This window comes from Roseovarius sp. D0-M9 (genome assembly GCF_037083805.1).
Lineage (GTDB): Bacteria > Pseudomonadota > Alphaproteobacteria > Rhodobacterales > Rhodobacteraceae > Roseovarius.
Genome location: NZ_JBAPKZ010000099.1, coordinates 1 through 2,154, shown reverse-complemented (window position 1 = coordinate 2,154; position 2,154 = coordinate 1). Strand labels below are relative to the sequence as shown.

Here is a 2,154-nt window from a genome sequence, read left to right as displayed (position 1 = left end):
CGACCTCGGCCAAGGTCGGTGACGGGACGGTGTTTGGCGTCTGAGCCTTGTGGCATTGACCACGTTTCCTAGCGAGCCAGCACCGTCTCTCTTCATCGTCTCGAACAGTTGAATGCGGCCGGTCAGGACCGCGGAGCAGAAGGAAGAGAGCATGAGCAAAATATCACAGGCAAGGATCATCGGTATAGATGTCAGCCGCGATTGGTTGGATATTCACTGTCTGCCAGAAGGCAAGCGCGCGCGGCTGCCGAACAAGGTTGAAGGTCACGAGCAAGTTGCTCAACTCGCTCTTGAACTGGACGCACTCGTTTGCTTCGAGGCCACTGGCGGGCAGGAATGGCGGTTGTGGTCCACCCTCGACATTGCCGGGATCGCGACCCGGCAATTGCCACCCGCCCAGATCAAAGCATTCGCCGCGAGCCGGGGCACACGGGCCAAGACGGATCGGATCGACGCGGAGCTCATAGCGCGGTTCATGATGTTTCGACCGGATGCTGGACGCGTATTGCCACATGAAAAGTTGCGCCTTCTCAGAGCCTTGACGTCAAAGCGTGGGCAGCTGGTCGAGACACGCAAACGGCTTCTGGCGCAGATTAAGGCGCATGGGAAGCTGGGATCGGCGGATATGTTTGATGCCATGGACGCCGAGTTAGAAGACCTTCTCGATCGCCAGATTGCAGAGTTGGAGGTGCGGATTGAGCAGGCCATGGCCTCTAATGATGAACTGGCTACGACTGCCGGAATCCTGCGTTCCGTTCCCGGAATCGGCCCCGTCACCAGCACTATGCTGATTGCCGAGATGCCCGAGCTTGGCCAACTCTCGGGTGAGCAGGCCGCTGCGCTCGTGGGGCTGGCTCCAATCGCACATGACAGCGGCGTCATGCGCGGCAAGCGCGCCATTGGAGGAGGACGGCGCCAGCTGCGACACGTCATGTTCCAGGCGGCCCTTGTCGCCAGCCATCACAACCCAGTCTTGAAGATCTTTGCTGACCGTCTTCGCGCCGCCGGAAAACCACATAAGGTTGTCATCACAGCCGTTGCTCGAAAGCTCGTCACAATCGCGAACGCGCTTTGCAAATCTCGTCTGAAATGGACCAATCAGGCCGCCTGAGAAATACAGTTGCTAGGGTCTGGACCCATTGATTTCATTCTAGCGGCGTGATTCACCGTCCGAAAATGGAGCGGTGATATGTCTGATCTTTGTTTTCCAGCGGATTATGTCAGGTGATGTGATCTGGTAGGAACGGAAACAAAATCCAACGGTTCATAAAGTATCCAATCTGCACACCAGAAAATCTGGTGCTAACTTTTGGTGTCATCAAGGAAAATCATAATGCTTATCAAAATGACCCTCGGAGCGGCGCTTGCCGTTAGTTTATTGTCCTCGGCAGCCTCTGCCCAAACGAGCGCTTCCGCTTGGACCGATCTTAACCTTCGCGCAGGGCCCGGTCCCCAGTTTGAGATTATTGACGTCATTCCTGCGAGCGGCGAAGTCGCGGTTGCGGGATGCCTGGAATCGGCAAGCTGGTGTGAAGTCACTTATAACGGCACAGTCGGATGGGCGTCTGGCGACTATTTGACCACGCTGATTGGTGAAGAGCGTGTCGCCATTTATCCTAATCGGGATACTGTTTCGTTAGAAACTGTTGTCCATTCTGATACCTCCGATGAAACAACTGCTGCAAGCGGCGTCACCGGTGCAATCGCCGGCGCACTCATTGGCGGACCGGTCGGCGCGGTCATCGGTGGAGTGGCGGGCGCCAGCGCAGGTGCCGCCGTTGATCCGGGGCCAACGGTAACGACCTACGTGCAAGAAAACCCCCGTGACGTCATCTATCTCGACGGCGAGGTGGTCGTGGGAGCCGGGGTGCCTGAAACCGTGGAACTCTCCGAGGTACCAGACAGCACCTATTCGTACGCCTACATCAATGGCGTACCAGTAGTTATCAAGCGTGAAGATCGCCGCATCATCCAAATTGTTCGTTGATTTAGACAATTAACACGAGGAGCGGCCAACAAAATTTGGTCGTTCCTTGTTGCAGGACTTTAGAGCGGGTTGCGAGCTTTCTGATTCAGATTCCCACGAGGGTTGATTTGTGATTCCCTGTCTGCATAGCAGATATGGGGGTTTGAGATGGGTAAGCCACATCCTAT

Annotated in this window: 2 protein-coding genes; both read left to right on the top strand. The window is 55.9% G+C overall.

The window, feature by feature from the left end; genetic code table 11:
* Positions 1–151 precede the first annotated feature (151 nt).
* Positions 152–1,111 carry an IS110 family transposase gene (locus V8352_RS21555; protein ID WP_336426308.1) on the top strand — a complete coding sequence of 320 codons (960 nt, stop codon included), beginning with the start codon at positions 152–154 and terminating at the stop codon, positions 1,109–1,111.
* Between the two features lie 222 nt (positions 1,112–1,333).
* Positions 1,334–1,987 (top strand): DUF1236 domain-containing protein, encoded by a 654-nt coding sequence (locus tag V8352_RS21550; protein ID WP_336426307.1) that lies wholly within the window; start codon positions 1,334–1,336, stop codon positions 1,985–1,987.
* Positions 1,988–2,154 lie beyond the last annotated feature (167 nt).

Excerpts from the sequence above, each read along its gene's own strand:
- V8352_RS21550 (WP_336426307.1), top strand. The coding sequence starts at position 1,334 with ATGCTTATCAAAATGACCCTCGGAGCGGCGCTTGCCGTTAGTTTATTG.
- V8352_RS21555 (WP_336426308.1), top strand. The coding sequence starts at position 152 with ATGAGCAAAATATCACAGGCAAGGATCATCGGTATAGATGTCAGCCGC.